The organism is Campylobacter showae (assembly GCF_004803815.1).
In the GTDB taxonomy this organism is placed as follows: Bacteria; Campylobacterota; Campylobacteria; order Campylobacterales; family Campylobacteraceae; genus Campylobacter_A; species Campylobacter_A showae.
Genome location: NZ_CP012544.1, coordinates 131,176 through 147,184 on the forward strand (window position 1 = coordinate 131,176; position 16,009 = coordinate 147,184).

Here is a 16,009-nt window from a genome sequence, read left to right on the forward strand (position 1 = left end):
TGAAATCTCGGCGCTTAAAACCCGCGTCTTTAAGATGTAAATTTGGCGGCGATACGGGATAAATGCGTATATTTGCTCGGTAAATTTAATGCAAGGCGAACAAAGCGGCCGCCGAATTTAAAGCCGTTGAAGGTTTCTGGCGTCGTAAAATTTGATCGTCCAGGGCGCATCCTCGATATAGGCGCCCAGTTTCGCCGCAAAATACTCCCGAACCGCGGCGTAGTCTGATTTTGAGATGAAATAAATATTTATAACGCTCGTTTGGCTAAACAGGGCAAGGTTGCAAAAGTAGCTTAAATTTACGTCCTTATCAAAGGCTCTGAGCACGCATTTAGCGATAAAAATCAGCGCATAAAAAATAAATGCGGCCAATACGAACATAAACGGGATCACTACCGCGGAAAGCGGTTTCTTTGGTGTCGCTCCTAAAATTTGATAGGGCGATTTTCGCATTTGGGCGATATCTGCTAAATTTATCGTTACTCCCTTTTTGGTTTGGTAAATTTTATCCTCGTAAAGGTAAACGGGGGAGGGATTTTTGAGCTTTTTGATTAGGTCGGCGGCGGCTAAAGCGTTTGCAAGAATCACGGATGCAAACATCCAAATAAACCCGTGGGTTCGCATTGCTTCCGCTGCGAAAACTTCCCAAAATGAGTCGCTTTGCCAGCCTACCATACCGCTAAAAAATATCAAAAACGTCATAAAAAGGTTAAAGCCGAGCAAGAATACGCAACTAAGCGCGATAACGTAAAAATCATCCTGTAAAATCAGCGGATTTTCGTCGTAATTTCTGCTCAAATTTGATCCTTTGTGTGCCGCTCGATAAAAATATTTGGCTTAAATTTAACCCGTCAAATTTAAAAGCAAGAAGGATAAATCGTGCTCAAATTTGCCCGCGAAGCCTAAATTTGACTAGTTTATCCCGCCTAGCAGCTCTTGCGTCTGCTCGAAGCTAAAGCCCTCTTCGGCGTCTTGTTTTAGGAAGTTATCTATAAATTCTTTTTTCGAGATGGCAAGGTCAAGCTCTTTGTCGCTGCCCTTTTGATACGCGCCGATGCGTAGCAACACTTCGTTTTCTTTTAGAAGCGAGTAGAGGCGTTTTAGCTTGGCGGCGTTTGCTCTGTGCTCTTTGGTTGCGATGTCGCTCATCACGCGCGAGGCGGAGTTTAGGATATTTATAGGCGGATAGATGCCAAAGTCCGTCATCTCGCGGCTAAGCACGATGTGGCCGTCTAGGATCGAGCGGCTCTGGTCGGCTATCGGATCGCTCATATCGTCGCCGTCGACTAGTACGGTAAAAAAGGCCGTTATGCTTCCTTTGCCCTCCTCTTTGCCCGCGCGCTCCATCAGCTGAGGCAGTAGGGTGAGCACGGATGGCGGATAGCCCTTAGACGTCGGCGGCTCGCCCAGCGCCAGTCCGATCTCTCGCTGCGCCATGGCAAACCTCGTCACGCTATCCATGATAAAAAGTACGTCTTTGCCTTGATTTTTGAAGTATTCAGCCACGCTCATAGCGCAAAAGGCGCCGTATTTTCGCATCAGCGGGCTATCGTCGCTGGTGGCTACGATGACGACGGTGCCGCTTAGATCGCCGCGTAAATTTTTCTCTATAAACTCCGGCACCTCGCGGCCGCGCTCGCCGATGAGGGCGACAACCTTGATCGGAGCTTGCGAGTTTTTCACTATCATGCCCATGAGCGTACTTTTGCCTACGCCCGAACCCGCGAAAATGCCAAGTTTTTGGCCTTTGCCGCAGGTTAGCAGTCCGTCGATGCTTTTAACTCCGACGCTAAAAATTTCATCTATCAGCCCGCGTTTCATCGCATCGATCGGAGCGCGCATTATCGGGGCGTACTCGGTGGCGGCGATCGCTCCTTTGCCGTCTTTTGGATTCATAAAAGGATCGACTACGCGCCCTAAAAGAGCGTCTCCGACGGGGATTTTCATGCCTTGGTCGCTTTGATAGACGAAGTCGCCGATTTTGTAGCCTTCTACAAAGCCAAAGGGCGAGATAAGCGCGGTATTTTGCCGCACCTCAGTCACCATCGCTAGTCCGCTTTTGCTCTTGTCTTTGGCGCAAATTTGCACGATGTCGCCGATGCTAGGGCGAAGGCCCGAAATCTCTATCGTCGTAGCGGAAATTCGCTCGATCACGCCAAAGACGCTAGAGAGAGATAAATTTGCGCCCAGTTTTGATTTTAAGCTATCTAAACCCACTAAAATCTCACTTCTTTGTGCGAATTTATGAGGGAGAAAAATTCGCGTCTAGTCTCGCTGCTCTTTAAAAAGCAGCCCCGCAGCGCCGACGTGGTCGTGGTCGAGTTGATCTTGCCTACGCCACGCATCTCCACGCACATGTGGCGCGCCTCGATGACGACGCCAACGCCTTTTGGCTTGATGACCTCTTGCACGGCTTCTGCGATCTGCTCGGTGAGCTGCTCTTGGATCTGCAGGCGGCGGGCGAAGATATTTACCATACGCGGGATTTTGCTAAGGCCCACGACCTTGTGATTTGGGATATAGGCTACGTGCACGCGCCCGAAAAATGGCAGCAAATGATGCTCGCAAAGGCTGTAAAATTCGATATCGCGCACGAGCACCATTTCGTTATTTGAGCTATCAAACAGCGCGTCGTTTAACACGACTTTGGGGTCTTGCCAGTAGCCGCTCGTTAAAAACTCGTAAGCTTTAAAAACGCGCTCGGGAGTTTTGGCTAGACCTTCTCTGTGCGGGTCTTCGCCGACTAGATTTAGCATCTGCTCGACGCAGCTTTCAAACTTTTCTTTTTTTAAAATCTCATTTTTTAAATTTTCTTGCATTTGCGTTCCTGATTCATTTCGCTATCTAAATTTGATAAATGATTTTACTTAAATTCGCCTTTCGCGCGCTTAAATTTATACTATGAATAAGGAAAATTTTGCTACACTCTAGGAAATTTTTATTTTTTAAAGGAATTTAATGCAAATCAAAACCAAGGCGATCGACGCCGTAAATGCTTCGCTGAGTGCGAAAATACCGAGCGCGGACGTAAAATCCAAACTCGAAAATGCTGCTAAAAAAGCTGCGAAAAATATGAAAATAGACGGATTTAGAGCGGGCAAAGTGCCTGTGAACGTAGTGCTAAAACGTTACGAAAAAGAACTAACAGCCGATGCTGAGCAAGACGCGCTAAAAGACGTCATAGACGCTGGACTAAAAGAGCTAAATAGAAAATTTGAAGAGGTTATCGGCGAGCCGATCGTGACTAAATTTGATAGAGGCGAAAACGAGATAGACACAGAGATCGAGCTTTCGTTTAAACCAGTTATAAACATCGACGGCTACGAGGAGCTGATAGAGAGCGTCAGCACTCCGCGCGTAACCAAAAAAGAGATCGACGAGAGAAAAAACGAAATTTTGAAAATGATGGCCCCACTAGAAAAAATAGAAAAAGCCGCACTTGAAAAGGGCGATTTTGCTAAATTTGACTTCGAGGGCTTCGTGGACGGTGAGGCGTTTGAGGGCGGCAAAGCCGAAAACTACTTGCTAGAAATCGGCTCAGGTCAGTTTATACCCGGCTTTGAGGACGGTATGATCGGACTAAAAGTCGGCGAAGAGCGCGATGTGAAGGTTAAATTTCCTGCCGAGTACGGCGCTGCGCACCTTGCGGGCAAAGACGCTACGTTTAAAGTAAAACTACACGAAATCCAAGGCAAAAAAGTGCCTGAAGAGATCGACGAAGAGACGCTAAAACGTATCATGCCGGGCGAGGAAAAGGTAAGCGTTGAGCTGTTTGAAGAGAGGCTAAAAGAGCAGATCAAAGCCGAGAAACACGCTAAAAACGTAAACGAGGAGCTAAAGCCTAAATTTGCCGACGCGATCGTGGCTAAATTTAACTTCGACGTGCCGAAAAACATCGTAGAGCAAGAGATGGACATGCAGTTCCGCGGCGCTTGGAGCAGCTTTACGCCTGAGCAGATGGCTAAATTTAGAGAGGATAAAGACGCTCTAACCAAACAGCGCGAGACATACCGCGACGACGCCGTAAAAAGCGTGAAGCTAACGTTTATAATAGACGAGCTAGCGCGCCGCAGAGATATCAAAGTAAGCGATCAAGAGCTGATCCAAGCGGTTTATTTTGAGGCGTATCGCTCGGGCGTAGATCCGAAACAGCACCTTGAAAACTATAAAAATCAAGGAATTTTGCCTGCGATCAAAATGTCGATGATCGAGGAGAAGCTATTTAACGAGATGTTTGCGCTAAAGAGCGATAAGAAAGAGAAAAAGGCGGAGTAATGAGCTACTACATCCCCTACGTCATCGAGCGTACGAGCAAGGGCGAGAGAAGCTACGATATCTACTCGCGCCTGCTAAAAGACCGTATAATAATGCTTAGCGGCGAGATCGAGGACGGTATGGCGTCTGCGATCGTGGCTCAGATGCTGTTTTTAGAGGCTGAAGATCCGGATAAGGACATATATCTATATATAAACAGTCCTGGCGGCGTGATAACGAGCGGATTTAGCATTTACGATACGATGAACTACATCAAGCCCGACGTCTGCACGATCTGCATAGGTCAGGCGGCGTCTATGGGCGCGTTTTTGCTTAGCTGCGGGGCGCAGGGCAAGCGTTATGCGCTGCCAAATTCGCGTATCATGATCCATCAGCCTTTAGGCGGCGCGCGCGGACAGGCGACGGATATTGAGATACAGGCGAAGGAAATCTTGCGTATGAAAGAAATTTTAAACGCGATCCTAGCTAAAAATACGGGTCAAAAACTGGCTAAAATCCAAAAAGACACCGACAGAGACTTTTTCATGAGCTCTGCCGAAGCCAAAGAGTACGGGCTTATAGATAAAGTTTTGGAGAAAAGCTTTAAGTAAAGAGTAGAATTTGATAAAGTTAGACAACAAAAAAAGCGAAAACGTAGCGGCAAATAACGCTTCTACTCAAAAAGTAGGCGCAAAAGCTAAAAAGGACGAGTTTAACATCTACGGTTTTTCCGAGGCGATCATAAAAGAACTAACCGAGGAAAATATCCCCTCGATCCCGAAAAACTACACCGTTTTTTTTGAAAAGATGCTCGAAAAGCAGTCTGACGACTTTAAGAAAAAGGTCGGCGAGATCATAAAGATCGAAGACGAGATCGGCAAACTCGAGGACGATAGACAAATCAATATCGAGCGCGAGGTCAAAAATAGCTTTATGCAGATAAAAAGCATGCTACAGGCCGTTGCGCTCATATATAAAAATTTGGGAGTTTTAAAAACTATCATCAAAAAACGCTCGGAAAGCCTAGATCCAAATGTAAATTTGATCACGATACAAAGCGTCTTTAACTCTTTTAACGAAGACTTAAACAAGCTAAATGCGCTAATGGACAAGCATATCGAAGTTATCAAAACGAACTACGAAGAGATTAGTAAGGTTTTTAAGCTGGTTGAAGAACAGTCTATATATGATGAAAAATTTGACGTATATAATAGAAAATTTTTCCTCAAGACGCTCGGTATCGAGTCTGAAAATATAAAAAAATACGACTACAAGTCCTCTGTTATGCTACTAAAGCCAAAAGATAGCGCGCTGGATGGCATCGGATCAAAAGGCAAGTTGGCCGTTTTAAAAAATATATCTCGCATGTTGCTTCGTACATCGAGGCGTAGCGATATCTTGTCGCACTACGGCGGAGGATGTTTTGCTATGCTGATGAAGCATACCGACATAAGCGGCGCACAAAAAGCCTGCAAACGTATAACCGATATGTTTTACGACACCTCTTTCATGCTAAATGGAGAGAAATACGAGTTTGATATGGGAGTGGTCACTTTTGATCTAAACATGACAAAAACTATCGAGGAGATGCTTTCTTTGGCGCTTGATTCGCTTGTAAACACTGGTAGAGACGGCGAACACTTTTTGGTACTAGAGGACAAGACTGAAAAATGATACTAGAAATCCTAACCTATCCGAACAAAAAACTTTTCGTCAAATCGCTTGAAGTTAAAGCTTTTGATGAAAATTTGCATAAATTTTTAGACGATATGTATGAGACCATGATCGCTAAAAACGGCATCGGACTAGCCGCCATCCAGACGGGCGAGGCCAAGCGAATTTTGATCATAAATTTAGTAGACGAAGAGAGCAAGGAGCAGCGAAAAGAGGATCTGCTAGAAATCATAAATCCCAAAATTTTACGCAAAGAGGGTGAGATAATCTACCAAGAAGGCTGCCTGAGCGTACCCGGATACTACGAGGATGTAAAAAGAGCCGAGTTTATAACGCTTGAGTATCAAGACCGCTTCGGCGAGCGAAAAGAGCTCGAGGCGGACGGGCTTTTGTCGGTTGCGATCCAGCACGAGATGGATCACCTCGACGGACACCTTTTTATTGAACGCATCGGTTACAACAAACGCAAGAAATTCGACAAAGAGTATAAAAAACAAAAAAACACATGAAAGCCCTAAAATGCGCCACTTATAATGACGAATTACGGCTCGTGGACGTCGAGTCCAGCTTTAACCGCGGTTTGCCCGCACTTAATATCGTAGGGCTTGCGGGAGCTTCGATCAAAGAGAGCGCCGAACGCGTAAAATCAGCGCTTTTGTCGTTAAATTTCTCCTTCCCAGCGCAAAAAATCATCATAAATTTATCCCCCTCGGATATGCCAAAATCAGGCAGTCACTTCGACCTGCCTATCGCGCTTTTAATCGCCCTGCAAAAAGAGCGCGATTTCGAGCCTATTTTTGCATTCGGCGAGTTGGGGCTCGACGGCGGTGTCAAAAGTACGGCTAGCCTTTTTTCTATCTTGCTTTTTTTGAGCGCGAAAGCGCCGGGTTCTCGCGTGCTGATCCCGCAAGAGATAGCGCAAAAAGCGGGCGCCATACCGAATTTAGAAATTTACGCCGTTTCAAATTTGGCCGAGGCGATCAAATTTTTCCTCGAGCCCGAATTTGCCGCCTCGCGCAAAGTCGGTGCCGTTCATCCGCTTTTTTCGAATTTAATCAAAATCGGCGAAAAATACTTCGTAAAAAATCAAAATTTCGAGCTAAATTTTAGCGACGTAAAAGGCCAAAGTAGGGCAAAAAGAGCTTGCCTGGTGGCTGCTTGCGGTATGCACAACGTTATCTTTGAGGGTAGCCCCGGATGCGGCAAGAGCATGAGCGCCAAGCGCCTGCGATACATTTTGCCGCCGCAAAGTTTGGATGAGATTTTGCTCAGCTGCGCTTACAGCTCGCTAAATCAACAGGAGAGCGAATTTTCCGCCCTGCGCGCCTTTCGCTCGCCTCATCACACGAGTACGCGCAGCTCGATATTTGGCGGCGGATCGAGCTCTGCTAGGATCGGCGAGGTTGGGCTGGCTAACGGCGGGATACTTTTTTTCGACGAGCTTCCGCACTTTGCGCCGCAAATTTTAGAGAGCCTGCGCGAGCCGCTGGAGGACTATAAAATCAACATTTCGCGGGTAAACTCAAAAGTCACGTATGAGACCAAATTTATGTTCGTAGCCGCGATGAACCCGTGCCCATGCGGTAATCTACTCTCAAAAAATCTAGAGTGCAAATGCTCGGAGCTTGAGATCAAGCGCTATAAATCGCGTATTTCGGCACCCGTACTAGACCGTATCGACCTTCATGTACAGATGGATGAGGTGGCCGCGAGCGATAAAAGCGATGTCACGAGCGAAGCGATGTGGCAAACTGTGCTGCGCGTGTTTGAGACGCAAATCTCGCGCTCTCAAAGTGAGCTAAATGGCAAGCTCTGCGATGAAGAGATAGCTAAATTTTGCATTTGCGACGACGAGGCGAGCGGTGTGCTAGATAATGCAACGCAGAGGTTTTCGCTCAGCCGCCGCGCTATTAATAAAACCCTAAAAGTAGCTCGCACGATCGCTGACATCGAGGGCTCGCGCATCATCAAAAAGCCCCATATTTTGGAGGCTTTGAGCTACCGAGTGAAGCAGGAGAGCGCATGAAAAAGCTATTTTGGGATACGGCAGAGCTTGACGCTAGAGCCGTGAGCGAATTTGGGCTTAGCACCGAGGTGTTGATGCAAAATGCCGCAAATGCATTAGCTAACGCCGTGCGAAGTAAGTTCAAAAAATCATCGACCAAACGCCGTAAAATTTTAGGCGTAGTCGGCAGCGGAAATAACGGCGCAGACGTGCTTGCAGCACTTCGGCTTTTGGGCGGCAAATTTGATTGTTTTGCGTTTTTAGCGAGCGACAAACAAAACGAAATCTCAAAAACCGAGCTAACCAGGGCGCTAAAATGCGGCGTAAATTTGATTTCAAATTTGACGCAAAACGGCGAATTTGACTGCATCATCGATGGGATTTTCGGAACCGGACTTAGCCGCGAGCTAGACGTGCGAACGATAAATTTGATAAATCTACTAAACGCAAAGCCCAGCTACAAGCTCGCCTGCGACATCCCAAGCGGACTTGATAAAAACGGTTTATCGCAAGGCGCGGTCTTTAAGGCCGATACGACCGTGACGATGGGCGCGTTAAAGCTGGCGCTTTATAGCGATTTTGCAAAGGATTTCGTCGGGCGCATAAAAGTAGCAAATTTGGGTCTTCCCCGCGAGCTTTACGAGACGGGAACGAGCTTTTATAAACTTAGGAAAAGCGATTTAAATTTGCCGTTTCGCGTAAAACAAAACGCTAACAAGGGCGACTTCGGGCACGCGTTTGTCGTGAGCGGCGCGTATAGCGGAGCGGCGCGTATCGCAGGACTTGCCGCGCTAACTATCGGTGCGGGACTCGTTAGCGTCGTGGGCGAAAATTTAGACCTCGAGCCCGTTTTGATGCAAAGCGCGCGCATAGCGCCCAAAATGCGAGTCGGTGCCGTAGGAATGGGGCTTGGCGAGCTTGATGAGGCGCAAAAAGACGAGCTTTTTAGCGAGCTAAAAACAAAAGACGCGCTCGTTATCGACGCCGATCTTTGCTATGAGCCGCGTACGCTTGAGCTTTTAAACAGCGAAAAGGTTGTGATAACGCCGCACCCAAAAGAGTTTACGAGCCTGCTAGAGCTTGCAAATCTGGGCAAATTTGATGCTGGCGAAGTACAAAAAAATCGCTTCAAACTCGCTCAAATTTTTAGCCGAAATTTTAAATGCGTGCTTGTTTTAAAGGGTGCAAACACCCTAATCGCGCAAGGTGGCGAGGTCTACGTCATGACGCATGGTAGCGCCGCACTCGCAAAAGGCGGCAGCGGAGACGCGCTAAGCGGTATCGTCGCGGGACTGCTCGCGCAGGGTTACGACCCGCTAAATGCCGCGATCTCGGGCACGTTAGCTCACGCTCTAGCCGCTCGCGAAATCAAAATCAACGACTACGCGCTCACGGCCGCGGACGTCATCAAAGGACTCAAATGCTTACGAAAAAAATAGCGGTTTTATTTAGCGGCGGCGGCTCGAATTTGGAGGCGATTTTAGAGAGGTTGCACGGCAAGGTTTTTGGCCAGACCAAGATCGAGGTCGCGCTAACGCTAACAAATAAAGCTAACGCAGGCGGCATCGCAAAAGCCGCAAAATACGGCCTAAAAAGCGTCGTCATCGAGCACGTTAATTTTGCCTCGAGAGAGGAGTTTGACGCCGCTGTCGTAGAGGAAATAAAACGAGCTAACGTAGATCTAACCGTGCTTGCGGGCTTTATGCGTATCCTCACGCCCGTTTTTACAAGCCAAGTTCGCGCGATAAATTTGCACCCGTCGTTGTTGCCGCTTTTTAAGGGCGCACACGCGATAAAAGAGAGCTTTGATAGCGATATGAAGGTGGGCGGCGTGAGCGTGCACTGGGTGAGCGAGGAGCTAGACGGCGGCAAGATCATCGCTCAGCGCGCGTTTGAAAAGAGTGCAGGAATAAGTTTTGAGGAATTTGAAGCCAAAATCCACGCGATAGAGCATGAAATTTTACCTGAAACTATCGTGCAAATTTTGACGGACAAAGAGTAAAATTTAACGAAATTTAGAGGCATTTTGCTTCTTGTCAAATTTGACTAGTTTTTGGTTGCAAATTTAAAACGTAAATTTTCGGCAATACGATTTATCTCGCCGCTTGCTAAAAGCCGCGCAGGCGAGCTAAATTTGAAGCGTCAAATTTGGAAATTTGGCAAAATACAAACTCTGGAAAAAGCGATGTAAATTTGACGGCTTTGCGCGTCGCTCAAATTTGAAACAAATTTACGCATTTGAATGCAAATTTACCCCAAGTCGCAAGCGCAAAATTTGAAGCAAAACAAGTAAATTTTAACCGAAACAACAGCTAAAATTTAAAAGAAAAGAGGCGGAAAGCTCCGCCCAAAAGTAGAATTATTCGGCCCTAAATCCGCCGCCAAATGCCTTGTAAACGTCCACGACCGAGTCGATGAGGCTTAAATTTGCTGCGATGTCTTGGAGTCTAACCGAGAGTAGGTTGCGCTGTGCGTCGAGTAGCTCCAGGTGTCCGGTGTAGCCCTCTTCGAACTGATCCTTGGCTAGCTTATAGATTTTTTCTTGCGAGGGCAGGAGCTCTTTGACCTGATTTAGCGTTAGTTTGGCGTTTTTGCGATTATTTAGTGCGTCTCTAACCTCGCCAAGAGCCTTTTTGATCGCAGCTTCATAGGCTACGGCCGCGATTTGCTCGTTGGTTTCGGTGATGCGGACGTTGTTTTTGGTTCTGCCGTAATCAAAAATTTTCTGCACCAAAGAGCCACCTATGCTCCACGTGTTTGCGTTGCTGATAAAGATATTTTCAAAATCCACGCTAGAAAATCCGAAAAGTCCCGTTAGCGAGATGGACGGTAGATAGTCGGCCTTTGCGACGCCGATTAGCGCGTTGGTGGCGTTTAGATCGGCGTATGCTTTAGCTACGTCGCTCCTTCGCAGTAGTATGTCCGCACTCACGCCAGCACTCACTTCAGGCTCTTTAGGTAGCATTTTAGCGCTCTGCACGGCGCCGCTTAGGATCTCGTCGTTTGATTTGCCCGTTAGTATCGCTACGGATGTTAGAGCCTGAGACAGCGAGGTTTGCACTTCTAGCAGGCTTACTTTTGCGCTTTCTACGGCCGCTTTGCTTTGTAGATATGTCGTCTCGTTTATGCCGCCTAGATCAAGCTGCGTTTTGCGAAGCGCTAGTGTCTCCTCGTAGGTTTTTAGCGTGTCTTTTAACACGGCTTCGCGCATATTTAGAGCCACGAGCGCGAAGTAGCTTTTGGCCACGCTAGAGCTTATACTAAGGCGCGCGGTAGCGTAGTCGAGCTTGGTCGCGTTTAGACTGGCTTTAGCCGACTCGACGCTGTTCCTCACTCTGCCCCACAGATCTATCTCGTAGCTGAGGCCCAAATTTACCTGCGATGTTCGGTAGCGCGTCTGAGGTTGCTTGGTATAGGTCTCGCCGCTACTTTTTGCTTTGGTGTAGCCGACGTTTAAATTTACGCTAGGAAAAAGATCTGCCTCCGAGATGCCTAGGCTTGCGGCGGCTTTTTGTAAATTTAAATAAGCCGTGCGGAGGTCGGTATTTTTCTCTAGCGCGCTAGCTACGAGTGAGTTTAGGTTTTCGTCGCCAAACTCCTTCCACCACTCGTCTCTGATGTCGCTAGTTTCAAATTTGTACGTAGATTCAAATTTCGTATCGACCTCTGGTATCTCGGGGCGAAACGAGCAGCCGGCTAAAAATAGCGCCGTGGCTAAAGTTAAAATTTTATACATTTTTGATCTCCTGTGCTCCGCTTGGTTTTTTGTCCCAGACTTTGTTGTTTAGTTTTTCTAGCAGATAGTAAAACATTGGTATGAAAAATATCGCTATCGTAGTGGCCGCTATCATGCCGCCGATCACGCCCGTGCCTAGTGAGTGGCGAGAGGCAGCGCCCGCGCCCGTGCTGATAACCATCGGGAAAACGCCCAAAGTAAACGCGAGCGAAGTCATGACGATCGGGCGGAAGCGAAGTCTAGCCGCATTGACGGCCGCGTCAAATACGCTCTTACCCGCCAGTCTTTCTTGCATCGCAAATTCCACGATTAGGATCGCGTTTTTAGCCGATAGACCGATGAGAAGCAGTAGTCCGATCTGGAAGTAAATGTCGTTTGTTAGCCCTCTAGCCCAAACGGCGACTAGCGAGCCAAAAACCGCAAACGGAACGGCCGTGATAACTGCTAGCGGGATGAGCCAGCGCTCGTACTGCGCCGCCAAGATCAAAAACACGAAAATCATACCGAATATAAACGCCGTAGAGCCGGTGCCTTGCGAGCTAACCTCCTGATACGCCGTGCCCGCCCAGCTGATGGAGTATTCTTCCATATTTAGCGTTTGTTCGACCACCTCTTGTATCGCTTTTATCGCGTCTCCCGACGTGTAGCCCGGTTTTGGGTCCCCTTGGATCTTAGCCGCCGGGAAAAGGTTAAATCTATCCACGATATCGGGACCCAAAATTCTAGTTAGAGTTGCTACGGAGTTTAGCGGTATCATCTCGCCGCCTTTTGAGCGGACGTAAATTTTACGTAAGTCTTCGGGATTGTTTCTAAATCGGTCCTCGCCTCTGGCATAGACGCGGTAGGATTTGCCAAAAAGGCTAAAGTCGTTGATATAGTAAGAACCGAAAGTCGAGCCTATCGCGCTAAAAATTTCGCTCTCGCTCACGCCAAACATCTGGGCTTTTTGCCTATCGACGTCGATTTTAAACTGGCGGTAGTTAGTCTCTAGTGTCGAGCGCACGCTGGTTAGATCCGGGCGAGCGTTTGCCGCGGCGACTACTTTTTTCACGTCGGCTTCGATCTGGGCGTAGCTTTTGCCGCTTTTGTTTTGCAGATACATCTCAAAGCCGCCCGTCATCGAAAGACCCATGATAGGCGGGACGTTTACGACGAAGCTCATCGACTCCTTCGAGCCCCAAAGCATACCGTTAAAAGGCCCGGTTAGCGCGTCTGCTTGACTATCCGGCGTTTTTCTATCGCTCCAGTCTTTTAGCTTGATAAAGCTGATGGCAGAGTTTTCTCTAAGCGCGCCCGCAAGCATATCGTATCCGGCAAAACCCATCGTAAATTCGACGTTTGGATTGCTTAGAACCATGTTGCTGATAGTTTTTACCTCTTCTTTGGTTTTTAGCATATTGCTTGACGGCGGTAGCGAAGTGATAACCATCAGCGCACCCTTATCTTCGGACGGTACGAGGCCGCTAGGGACTTTTTTAAACAGCTCGTAAGTCGCAAAACCCATAATGCCTATCACAATAAGGCTGATGATAACGTGGCGAAGCACCGTTGCCACGCCTGCGGTAAAAATTTTCGTACTCCAGTCGAAAAAGTCGTTAAATTTCTGCACGAACCAAAACGGCTTGCTCTCTTGTTTTTTTAGCATAACGCCGCAAAGCGCCGGAGTAAGCGTAAGTGCGACAAAGCCCGAAATACAAACCGAAGTAACCAGAGTGAGCGCAAACTGACGCTGGATCACGCCGACAAAACCCTCCATAAAAGAAACCGGAACGAAAACGGCTGATAAAACCAGCACGATCGAGATGACCGGGGTTTGTACCTCCTCCATCGCTTTATAGGTCGCTTCTTTGACGGTGATGTCTTTTTCCTCGTGTAAAATTCTCTCCACGTTTTCGATAACGATGATGGCGTCGTCCACTACGATACCGATAGCAAGGATGAGCGCAAAAAGCGTGATCAAATTTATGCTAAATCCCATCGCATACAGTCCGCCAAAGGTGCCGATGATGGACACGGGAACCGCTAGCATCGGGATGATAGTCGCGCGGAAACTCTTTAAAAACATATACATAACGATGATAACCAAGATCATCGCCTCGATAAAGGTTTTTACGACCTCATGGATAGAAACTTCGATAAATTCGGTCGGGTTATATGCGACCGTGTGTTTAAAGCCCGCGGGGAAATTTTTACTTAGCTCGTCTAGCTTTGCGTTTACCGCTTGCGCCGTGGCTAGGGCGTTAGCGTCGTTTTGCATAAAGATTAGAAGCGGGATGGCGTCTTGGCCGTTTAGCATCGCGTCTGATGCGTAGCTAGCCGCTCCTAGCTCCACGGTCGCTACGTCTTTTAGTTTTAGCACGGCTCCGTCGGCGCTTTTGATGATTATATCGCCAAACTGCGCGGCATTTTTGAGACGGCCGTCGGAGCGAACGGAGTAAACGTAAGGATTATCCCCATCCGATGGCTGTTCGCCTATTTTACCCGCGGCGTATTGGCTATTTTGGATTTTTACTTGGGCGATTACGTCGCTAGGGGTTAGCTTGTAGTAGGCTAGTTTGTCCGGTTTTAGCCAAATTCTCATCGAGTACTCTTTGCTACCGATTAGCGCCGTGTCGCCCACGCCGTTAACTCTTTTGATCTCGTCTGCGATGTTTAAATTTACGTAGTTATATAGCTCTACTAGGTCCATGTTTGAGCTCGTAAAGCCGACTACTTCTAGGATCGAGCCGCTGCGTTCGCGCACGGTCACGCCCATGTTTTGCACCTCTTGAGGCAGTCTTGAGAGCGCGGCTTGGACGCGGTTGTTTACGTCGATCGTGGCTTGTTTGGCTGAGGTGCCGATTTTAAAATAAACGTTGATATTTAGCGAGCCGCTCGAGCTTGAGGTGCTTTGCATATAGAGCATGTTTTCTACGCCGTTTATCTGATCCTCGATCGCGCTGGCTACGGAGTCGGCGATAGTTTGGGCGTCAGCACCCGTGTAGGTGGCGCTAACGGAGATTTGAGGCGGGGTTAGTTTTGGATACTCCTCGATAGGAAGCCCCTTTATCGCCATCGCGCCCGCGATAACTATGATGATAGATACGACGGTGGCAAATATCGGGCGATTTATGAAAAATTTAGAAAACATCACTTAGCCTTTTCTTGCTCGTTTTTAGGCTCTAAATTTGCCCCTTTACCAAAGCTTTCGGTTAGGTCTTTGTCTATCTTGACCGGTGCGCCTACGCCGATTTTTAGGAAGTTGTTTAAGATGATTTTATCATTTTCGTTTAGCCCTTCGCTAATGACTGCGGCGTCTTTGGTTTGGTAGGTGATTTTTACGTCCTTGGAGGCTACTTTACCGTCCTCTACGACTAGCACGTAGGTCTTGACGTCGGTTTGCTGGAGTGCTACTTGAGGGATTTTAAAGCCGTCTTTTTGGTAAAATCCGCCCATCGTCACGTGGCCGAACATACCCGGCAGCAGCTTGCCTTCGTCGTTGTTAAATTCGGCCTTGGCTAAAACGCTACCCATGTTCGTATTTACGACGTTATCGATAAAATTTACCTTGCCGTTAAACTCTCCCGGGCCGACCTTTAGCACGGCGTCCGAGTTTGTCTGCGCCCATAGGCCGCTTTCTTGCATTTTGACGCGGTTTAGGTTATCTACGTCGGAGATGTGAAAGTGCGCCTCGATCGGGTTGATTTTGGTTAGGCGCACGAGCTGAGTCGTGTTTGCTACGACTAGCGAGCCTACATCTACGAGATTATCGCCCAAAACGCCGTCAAAAGGCGCGGTTATGCTTGTGTAGCCCAGGTCGATCTTGGCATTTTTGGCGGTTGCTCTGGCGCTTAGTAGAGTTGCGTTTGCGATCTCGAGCGCCGAAACTGCCGCGTCGTACTCTTTTTGCGAAACGGCGTTTTTCTTATATAAATTTGAAATTCTGTTAAATTCGGTTTGAGCGTTTTTTAAATTTGCGTTTGCTACGCCGATAGCGGCTTCAAGCGCGTCGTAGCTGGCTTGGTATTTTTCCGGGTCTATCAAAAACAGCTTGTCGCCGGCTTTTACGTTGTCGCCGGGTTTAAAAAACTGCTTGGTTATCGTGCCGCTTACTTTAGGATAGACGATTACGTCTTGCTGGCTCGTTAGAGTCGCGGTGTAGTCAAAGCTGATAGGTACGTCTGATTTTTTAGCTACGAATACGTCGACTTTTGAGGGCGGCATTTGCCTTTGCTGTCCTGCCGCGGCCGCGCTTTTTTTATCGTTACTATCAAAGCATGCTGTAAAAAGCAGCAACGCCAATAACAAAACAGAGATATTTTTAATTTTTCTCATAAATTTGCCTTTAATTTTTTGGGATA

13 protein-coding genes are annotated in these 16,009 nt (G+C 47.7%); 7 read left to right on the forward strand and 6 right to left on the reverse strand.

From position 1 onward, the window contains the following. Positions 1–117 precede the first annotated feature (117 nt). From CSHOW_RS00680 to folE, 3 genes are all read right to left on the reverse strand, one after another. Positions 118–798, reverse strand: a complete 681-nt coding sequence (locus CSHOW_RS00680; RefSeq protein WP_002949416.1) for a hypothetical protein — start codon at positions 796–798, stop codon at positions 118–120. Positions 799–912: 114 nt separating this feature from the next. Continuing rightward, a complete protein-coding gene (fliI, locus tag CSHOW_RS00685; protein ID WP_002949409.1) occupies positions 913–2,217 on the reverse strand; it encodes a flagellar protein export ATPase FliI in 1,305 nt (434 codons plus the stop codon). Beyond that, on the reverse strand, positions 2,217–2,819 hold the full coding sequence (folE, locus tag CSHOW_RS00690) for a GTP cyclohydrolase I FolE (RefSeq protein WP_002949405.1): 603 nt from the start codon (positions 2,817–2,819) through the stop codon (positions 2,217–2,219). Before folE ends, fliI begins: the two co-directional genes overlap by 1 nt. Before the next feature lie 139 nt (positions 2,820–2,958). On the opposite strand from folE, the gene tig reads away from it, so the two are divergent. Genes tig through purN form a run of 7 tightly spaced genes read left to right on the forward strand, consistent with a single transcriptional unit; the run spans position 2,959 to position 9,935 of the window. Beyond that, positions 2,959–4,275 carry a trigger factor gene (gene tig, locus CSHOW_RS00695; protein ID WP_002949395.1) on the forward strand — a complete coding sequence of 439 codons (1,317 nt, stop codon included), beginning with the start codon at positions 2,959–2,961 and terminating at the stop codon, positions 4,273–4,275. Continuing rightward, positions 4,275–4,865 carry an ATP-dependent Clp endopeptidase proteolytic subunit ClpP gene (clpP, locus tag CSHOW_RS00700; protein WP_002949394.1) on the forward strand — a complete coding sequence of 197 codons (591 nt, stop codon included), beginning with the start codon at positions 4,275–4,277 and terminating at the stop codon, positions 4,863–4,865. Before tig ends, clpP begins: the two co-directional genes overlap by 1 nt. Positions 4,866–4,875: 10 nt before the next feature. After that, positions 4,876–5,928, forward strand: a complete 1,053-nt coding sequence (locus tag CSHOW_RS00705) for a GGDEF domain-containing protein (RefSeq protein ID WP_002949393.1) — start codon at positions 4,876–4,878, stop codon at positions 5,926–5,928. Continuing rightward, positions 5,925–6,437 carry a peptide deformylase gene (def, locus tag CSHOW_RS00710; RefSeq protein ID WP_002949392.1) on the forward strand — a complete coding sequence of 171 codons (513 nt, stop codon included), beginning with the start codon at positions 5,925–5,927 and terminating at the stop codon, positions 6,435–6,437. Before CSHOW_RS00705 ends, def begins: the two co-directional genes overlap by 4 nt. Next, on the forward strand, positions 6,434–7,954 hold the full coding sequence (locus CSHOW_RS00715) for a YifB family Mg chelatase-like AAA ATPase (protein ID WP_002949391.1): 1,521 nt from the start codon (positions 6,434–6,436) through the stop codon (positions 7,952–7,954). Before def ends, CSHOW_RS00715 begins: the two co-directional genes overlap by 4 nt. Beyond that, positions 7,951–9,372: a bifunctional ADP-dependent NAD(P)H-hydrate dehydratase/NAD(P)H-hydrate epimerase gene (locus CSHOW_RS00720; protein ID WP_002949390.1), complete on the forward strand. Its 1,422-nt coding sequence runs from the start codon at positions 7,951–7,953 to the stop codon at positions 9,370–9,372. Before CSHOW_RS00715 ends, CSHOW_RS00720 begins: the two co-directional genes overlap by 4 nt. Beyond that, positions 9,354–9,935, forward strand: a complete 582-nt coding sequence (gene purN / locus CSHOW_RS00725; RefSeq protein WP_002949389.1) for a phosphoribosylglycinamide formyltransferase — start codon at positions 9,354–9,356, stop codon at positions 9,933–9,935. The genes CSHOW_RS00720 and purN overlap by 19 nt, the downstream gene beginning before the upstream one ends. Positions 9,936–10,292: 357 nt before the next feature. On the opposite strand, the gene CSHOW_RS00730 is transcribed toward purN, so the two are convergent. From CSHOW_RS00730 to CSHOW_RS00740, 3 genes are read right to left on the reverse strand one after another with little or no spacing between them, the layout of a single operon-like run. Continuing rightward, on the reverse strand, positions 10,293–11,669 hold the full coding sequence (locus tag CSHOW_RS00730) for an efflux transporter outer membrane subunit (protein WP_002949385.1): 1,377 nt from the start codon (positions 11,667–11,669) through the stop codon (positions 10,293–10,295). After that, on the reverse strand, positions 11,662–14,799 hold the full coding sequence (locus CSHOW_RS00735) for an efflux RND transporter permease subunit (RefSeq protein ID WP_002949383.1): 3,138 nt from the start codon (positions 14,797–14,799) through the stop codon (positions 11,662–11,664). The genes CSHOW_RS00730 and CSHOW_RS00735 overlap by 8 nt, the downstream gene beginning before the upstream one ends. Then, positions 14,799–15,983 carry an efflux RND transporter periplasmic adaptor subunit gene (locus CSHOW_RS00740; RefSeq protein ID WP_002949382.1) on the reverse strand — a complete coding sequence of 395 codons (1,185 nt, stop codon included), beginning with the start codon at positions 15,981–15,983 and terminating at the stop codon, positions 14,799–14,801. The genes CSHOW_RS00735 and CSHOW_RS00740 overlap by 1 nt, the downstream gene beginning before the upstream one ends. Between the last annotated feature and the right edge of the window lie 26 nt (positions 15,984–16,009).